Genomic DNA, 6,328 nt, shown 5'->3' with positions numbered 1-6,328 from the left:
ATGCGCAGATGACGGCCACTGGCAATGACGAGCCGCTGGCAGACCTCGCCGACGGCCAGGGCAATCCGATCGGCGCTTCCGGCTTCCGGCGTGGCCATGTCAGCGGTACCTTCTTCCATGCGATAGCGAGGGCCAGTGCATGAAGCTCCCGAATTTGACGCTTTCGCCCCGGCAAATCCTAGACGACGTCGCGCTCTGCCTGGTCTTCTTCACCCGCCTGCCCCTGCCCGACCTCGACTTTCGGGGTCGCGGCCTTGCCGCCGCGATCTGGGCGGCACCGGTCGCCGGCCTCGTCGTCGGCCTGGTCGGCGCCATCGTCTTTGCCACGGCGGAACGATTTGGCCTTGCCATGGGGCCGGCGGCGGCACTTGCCCTCGTGGCAACCGTGATCACCACCGGATGCCTGCACGAGGACGGACTGTCCGACGTCGCGGACGGCTTTGGCGGCGGCAAGTCGCGCGGCCGCAAACTCGACATCATGCGCGACAGCCGCATCGGCGCCTATGGCGCCATGGCGCTGGCCTTGTCGCTGCTGATCCGCTGGAACGTGCTTTCGGAACTGGTGGATCCCACTCAGGCTCTCTTTGCCCTTGTTGCCGCGCATGCGGCCTCGCGTGGCGTACTGGGCGCCTTCATGCATCTGTTGCCGCCGGCGCGCCCCGACGGCCTCTCGGCCGGCGCCGGCACCGTCTCGCTTGAAACCGCGATCGCCGGTGCCGTGCTTGGCGCGATCCCGCTCGCCTTGCTCGGGGCCGGCGGCGCCATCGCGGCGCTGATCCTGCTCGGCCTGTTCTTTGCCGCCTTCCATGCCCTTTGCCTCAACCAGATCGGTGGCCAGACCGGCGACACGATCGGCGCCTTGCAGCAGGTCAGCGAAATCGCGGTGCTTCTCGTCGCTTCCGTCGCGCTTTCCTGATCCCCCTGACCTGATTCCCTTTCGGAGACCTTGCCCCCATGCCCTTCAAATCCCTCGATGAATTGCGCGCCGCCTGCCTCGACCTGCCCGCCGGCAGCGATGCCGCGGCAAAGGCCGTAGCCAGCCGCCAGGACACGCTGACCAAGCCACAAGGCAGCCTCGGCCGGCTGGAAACGATCGCCGCATGGCTGGCGCGCTGGCAGGGCCGCGACATGCCCAGGCTCGACCGGGTAAAGGTCTTCGTCTTCGCCGGCAATCACGGCGTGACTGCTCAAGGCGTGTCGGCCTATCCCTCCGAGGTCACCGTGCAGATGGTGGCGAACTTCGCCGGCGGCGGCGCCGCCATCAACCAGCTCGCCCGCATCGCCGGCGCCGAACTCGATGTCATCCCGCTTGATCTCGACCATCCCACCGGCGACTTCACGGTAACGCCGGCAATGGACGAGAAAGCCTTTCTCGCCGCCGTCTCGGCGGGCTACGAGGCCGTAGCGAAAGACCTCGACCTGGTCTGCTTCGGCGAAATGGGCATCGGCAACACCACGCCGGCGGCCGCCATTTCGGCGGCGCTATTCGGCGGTGGGGCGGAAAAATGGACCGGGCGCGGCACCGGCGTCGACGACGCCGGCCTGAAGCGCAAGGTGGTCGCCATCGAAGCCGGCCTGAAGCGCCATGCCGCTGCCCTCGCCGATCCGCTGGGCATTGCCGCGGCACTCGGCGGGCGCGAACTCGCCGCCATCTTCGGCGCCACGCTGGCCGCCCGTCATCTCGGCATACCCGTGCTTCTCGACGGCTTCGTCTGTACGGCTGCCGCTGCCCCGCTGGCCAGGCTGCATCCGACCGGCCTCTCCCATACCATCGCGGCCCATGTTTCGGCCGAATCGGGCCATCGCAGCCTGCTCGAAGCGCTCGGCCTGCCGCCGCTGCTCGATCTTGGCATGCGGCTCGGCGAAGGCTCCGGCGCCTGCCTCGCCATCAACATCGTCCGCTCCGCGCTGGAGTGCCATGCGAGGATGGCGAGCTTTGCCGAGGCGGGGGTATCGGAGAAGTAGGGCAATTCGCAGAAAAGTATGTGACGGTTTTCCTGGGAAAGGCGCGCGGCGTTTCCCCTTCGGGAATTGCGTCGAAACAGGAACTGGAGCGCTTCCCGTTTGCGTGAAACGATGAACTGCGCCGGTCATGGGCTTTGCTGCACCCAGACGCCTGCCGCCGCGTTTCCGATCGCGGATCGGAGGATGGCTACAGATCCGCTCCGGGTGGCGGCACGCGAGATCCGGCCATTCAACTCTGAACTTCTTCATGGCCGACACCCAAGCCGGCATCGCGCCATTCCTTGGCCTGTTTCTGCCGGGGCGCATGGCTGGGAAAGTGGCGGCATCGGCGCGGTCAAGTGCATGGCTCGAGACGCGCCAAACGCATCTCGCTCTCAGGGTCTTTCCACCAAGTCTTCAAGAAATTTGGTGGGTGCGCACAGGATTGAACTGTGGACCCGCTGATTAAGAGACGCCTGCCAAGTGATAGAAGGACAGTAGGGCGCTTGTGGACCAGCCGGGACTCAGAGGGACAGGTGCCGACCTATCTGCCTGATTTAATTGCCCTCTTCGAACCTACCGCTCCTGCCGCGCCGAGGACAGGACGGCCGCACGAGGACGTGGCGGGACATAGCAGCACCTGCCCCTAGTGCCTAAAACGGTGCCCTGCCATCAGTCCCCCTCGGGCCCCGCTCGCTCCTGACGACGAAGGCCGCGAAGCTGAACCTCCACGGCGCCGAAAGTCTCGGGATTCTCCCTGACGAGTTTTTTCCTCAGCGCGCCCCCCGCCGGAGCCATTGCCACCAACGAGAGATTTTCTCTGGGGACGTTTCCGCAGGTCCCCGGCTCTTGCTGCGGTCGACCGGACATTTCGGGACACAGAAGGACATATTCAGGCATAGCGTAACAAATGCAGACATAACATATTGATTGTATTACATTTTCTTGACTAATTAGGGTAGCCACGCTAACGCTAGGCGGTTTGCCAACCGACAGTCTGGAGCGATCCCATGACCCGAAAATCCGTACGCGGCCGGCGCACGTCCGGCAGCTTCATGGTCCCAAAGGCGCCCGAGAGCGGGCTGAACGCCGTCTTCATCAGGAATCTCAAGCCGAGGCCCGGCGGGGGCATGTACGAAGCTACCGACCGGGGCGACACCGCCTACCTGCGCATCCGGGTCACGCCGAGGGCCAAGACGTTCTACATGCGGGTCCGCTGGAAGGAGGGGGCGCCCAGCGCCGCCTCGCGCGCTCGGCGAGTTTTCGGAGCAGCACAGCGATCTTCCGGGATTTCTCAGTCTCGCGCAGGCGCGTGAAAAGGCTCGCCAATGGGACAGGATGCGGAGAGCCGGCGTGGACCGGCAGGAGAAGATGCGGAAGGACCGCGAAGCTGAGGAGCGAGCGATGCAGGAAGACGCAGCGGCACCCGCCCGAACCTTCGGGGCCCTGGCGGAGGCATACCTGGCCCGCGATGCATTCAAGAAGCAGCGGCAGCGGAAATCGACCGAATCGGCAATCCGCTACAATCTGCTCAGTCCGGAACGGAATCCATGGCTCGAGACGAACGCTTCGGAAATCGACGACGGAGACGTCGCCGCCGTCATCGCAGCCACCCACCACCTCCCCCACGCGAAATCTATCCCGTCGAGATTTGAGGGCGACCTGCTGAATGCCGCCTTTGCGTCGGACCTGTCCGAGGTGATCGAGAGTGGTCGGCCCGCGCTCTGGGTCCATGGACACACGCATGACAGCTGTGATTACAAGGTCGGCAGCACGCGCATCATCTGCAATCCACGCGGATATGAGGATGAAAACGGCGCGTTCGATCCGGCGCTGGTGGTGAGGATGATGTAGCTGATCTATGAAGGCGAAGAATGAACCGTATCTGCCATTTGAACGCCAGATAACGGATGGCTGCTTCGCGCCCTCATCTCGGTCATTGCGCTGACCACGTCCGCATCTTGTAAGCGGCCATCGTTTACTACCGCCCTTGGAGGCCCCCTCAGGGCAAGAGGCAGACTTCCCGACGGCGGGCACTTGGAGGGCGGCAATGCGCAGTGACTTCGGCCGGTCAGCGGCCAGCGGGATTGCCGAGAAGGCGGCGGAGATGATCTCGCTGGATCCGTGCCAATGATGTTCTGGCACATGAGGCGTTCGGAGCTCCTTCATCCCGCCCCCTGTGGCACTCGGAAATTGAGGGAGCTCGCTCTGGATCTACCCGCGAACGTTTGCATAACTTTATTCCGGGACAACGTCGAAAACGACTTTCTGACGGAGGCCGCGGCCGGGGCGGTTTTGCAATGTGACGGTTCCGCCATAGCGCTCGATGATTTCCTTGGCGATGGCCAGGCCAAGGCCGGCGCCGGGAACCGACTGCCGGCGGCCCGGATCGACGCGGAAGAACGGCTCGAACGCCTTGTTCAGCAGTTCCGGCGGAATGCCGGGACCATGGTCGTCAATGGTGAGGACGGCCTGACCGTTGGTGGCCGACAGCGACAGACTGCAACCCTTGCCGTGGGTGGCGGCGTTGACCATCAGGTTGCGCAAGGCGCGGCGCAAGCCAAGCGCTCCTGCCCGCACCGAGACCTCGTCCAGATGGCCGATCGATATCGCATGCCCGAGTGACGTCAGTTCGATTTCGAGATCGCGCACCAGCCCTTTCAGGGCAATCGGTTCGACTGCATCCTGGTCGACCTCCTCGCGCACCAGCCGGATGGCGCTGTCGGCGATACTGTCGAGTTCATCGAGGTCGTGAAGCCATTTTTCGCGGTCCTCGTCGAGGAATTCGGCGCGCAGCCGCATGCGCGTCATCGGCGTCCGGAGATCGTGCCCGGCCGCTGCGACCAGCCGCATACGGCTTTCCATGGCCGTCTTCAGCCTGGTGGACAGCTGGTTCAGGGCGCGCGCCGTCGCCTTGACTTCCGCCGACCCTTCTTCCGGCAGCGCCGCCAGGACGCCGTCCGACCCGATCTTGCTCACCGCGGCTTCGATCATTTCGAGCGGCCTGATGAGCACCGCGGCGAAATAGACCGAAACGGCGGTGGCGCCGAGCACGATCAGCGTGATCCAGCCCGAGAGCACAAACCAGACATCTCTCGGCGGGCCGAAATCGGGAACGTCGACGACCATCCAGCGATTGTCGGGCAGAGAGACGGACGCAACCATGCCGGGCTTGTCGGCCGCGCGGGTTACAATTGCAGAAGCATTGATGCCGATGTCGTGCAGGATGTGGTTGAGCACATCGGTGTGCCGCTGGTCCTCTACACCATCAGCGGGATGATCGCCGAGATTGATCGGTGCGTCGCCGGTGCCTGCCACATGGCCCGGGACGAGTTGCACCATGAGCTGGATCTGGCGAGCGACCGGCCCCATGGTCAGTTCGGGGGATGGTCCGCCGAGCAATTTGATCGCGGCGATGGTGGCGAGGCCGACGACGCCGACGATCGACACGAGCAGCAGGATGATCAGGCGCCGGCGCAGCGAATTCATGCCTCGGCCTCCGCGGTCTCGACGCGCGCGGTGAGCTGGTAGCCACCATTACGCACCGTCTTGAACAGAGGCCCTTCGCCCGTATCGCCGAACTTGCGGCGCAGCCGGCTCATCAGCACGTCGACGGAGCGGTCAAGCGGATCACGCTCGCGGCCTTGCGTCAGATCAAGCAGCTGATCGCGCGACAAGAGCCGGCCGGGACGGTCAAGGAAGACCTGCAGCAGGTCAAATTCGGCGCCAGTGAGATCGACGAGCCCGCCTTGTGCATCCGTCACCTTGCGCGTGTCGGGCTCGAGCCGATAGCCGGCGAAGTGGTAGACGCGCACGCGCGGCGGGGCTGCCTCATCCGGCGTCGAGCGTCGCAGCACCGCGCGGATGCGGGCGGTGAGTTCGCGCGGATTGAAAGGCTTGCCGAGATAGTCGTCGGCGCCAAGCTCCAGTCCGATGATGCGGTCGACATCCTCCTTCAGCGCTGTCAGCAGGATCACGGGAATATGCGGTTTGCGGTCACGCAAGGCGCGGCAGATATCGAGCCCCGAACCGTCGGGCAGCATCACATCGAGCACGATCAGGTCGAACTGGCCCGAGCCAAGCTTCTGCTCGCATTCGCGCCGGTCCGCCGCCATCGAGACGCGAAAGCCCTGGCCATCGAGATAGCGCCCGAGAAGCGTCCTGATCTCACGGTCGTCGTCGACGACAAGGATATGGGATTGTGCCTGCATTCTTCCGTCTGCCTGTTCGCTGCCAATTATAGGGAGAGCCGACGACAAGCGGCATGGAAAATTGCAACCGAATGTTTCCGGCGGGCCAACAGAAACATTCGGAAACAAATCTCCCTTTTGTGGAAACCTTCGGCAACGCGCCGAAGCAAAGCGGCAAAAGACGCCTCCTATCC

General features: G+C 64.3%; 6 protein-coding genes and 1 pseudogene. 5 read left to right on the top strand and 2 right to left on the bottom strand.

All coding sequences use genetic code 11. The features are described from left to right. The 5 genes and pseudogenes from C1D09_RS33640 to C1D09_RS03820 all read left to right on the top strand — a co-directional run. Window positions 1-143, top strand: a pseudogene (locus C1D09_RS33640) (cobyrinate a,c-diamide synthase); the annotation flags it as partial. Further along, complete coding sequence (locus tag C1D09_RS03840) at window positions 140-916, top strand: adenosylcobinamide-GDP ribazoletransferase (RefSeq protein ID WP_143973070.1); 777 nt, start codon at window positions 140-142, stop codon at window positions 914-916. The pseudogene C1D09_RS33640 and the gene C1D09_RS03840, both read left to right, overlap by 4 nt. Before the next feature lie 38 nt (window positions 917-954). Further along, window positions 955-1,965 (top strand): nicotinate-nucleotide--dimethylbenzimidazole phosphoribosyltransferase, encoded by a 1,011-nt coding sequence (cobT, locus tag C1D09_RS03835; RefSeq protein WP_143973069.1) that lies wholly within the window; start codon window positions 955-957, stop codon window positions 1,963-1,965. A 989-nt stretch (window positions 1,966-2,954) separates the two neighbouring features. Next, window positions 2,955-3,260, top strand: a complete 306-nt coding sequence (locus tag C1D09_RS03825; protein WP_143973068.1) for a hypothetical protein — start codon at window positions 2,955-2,957, stop codon at window positions 3,258-3,260. 37 nt (window positions 3,261-3,297) lie between these two features. Then, a complete protein-coding gene (locus C1D09_RS03820) occupies window positions 3,298-3,798 on the top strand; it encodes a metallophosphoesterase family protein (protein WP_143973067.1) in 501 nt (166 codons plus the stop codon). A 384-nt stretch (window positions 3,799-4,182) separates the two neighbouring features. On the opposite strand, the gene C1D09_RS03815 is transcribed toward C1D09_RS03820, so the two are convergent. Further along, window positions 4,183-5,433 (bottom strand): ATP-binding protein, encoded by a 1,251-nt coding sequence (locus tag C1D09_RS03815; protein WP_143973066.1) that lies wholly within the window; start codon window positions 5,431-5,433, stop codon window positions 4,183-4,185. Beyond that, window positions 5,430-6,155 (bottom strand): response regulator, encoded by a 726-nt coding sequence (locus C1D09_RS03810; RefSeq protein WP_143973065.1) that lies wholly within the window; start codon window positions 6,153-6,155, stop codon window positions 5,430-5,432. The genes C1D09_RS03815 and C1D09_RS03810 overlap by 4 nt, the downstream gene beginning before the upstream one ends. Between the last annotated feature and the right edge of the window lie 173 nt (window positions 6,156-6,328).

Source organism: Mesorhizobium intechi, from assembly GCF_002879535.1.
Taxonomy (GTDB): domain Bacteria; phylum Pseudomonadota; class Alphaproteobacteria; order Rhizobiales; family Rhizobiaceae; genus Mesorhizobium; species Mesorhizobium intechi.
This window is presented reverse-complemented; position numbering and strand designations above follow the sequence as displayed.

Coding starts and splice junctions, on each gene's coding strand:
- C1D09_RS03840 (WP_143973070.1), top strand. CDS start 140: ATGAAGCTCCCGAATTTGACGCTTTCGCCCCGGCAAATCCTAGACGAC.
- cobT (WP_143973069.1), top strand. CDS start 955: ATGCCCTTCAAATCCCTCGATGAATTGCGCGCCGCCTGCCTCGACCTG.
- C1D09_RS03825 (WP_143973068.1), top strand. CDS start 2,955: ATGACCCGAAAATCCGTACGCGGCCGGCGCACGTCCGGCAGCTTCATG.
- C1D09_RS03815 (WP_143973066.1), bottom strand. CDS start 5,433: ATGAATTCGCTGCGCCGGCGCCTGATCATCCTGCTGCTCGTGTCGATC.
- C1D09_RS03810 (WP_143973065.1), bottom strand. CDS start 6,155: ATGCAGGCACAATCCCATATCCTTGTCGTCGACGACGACCGTGAGATC.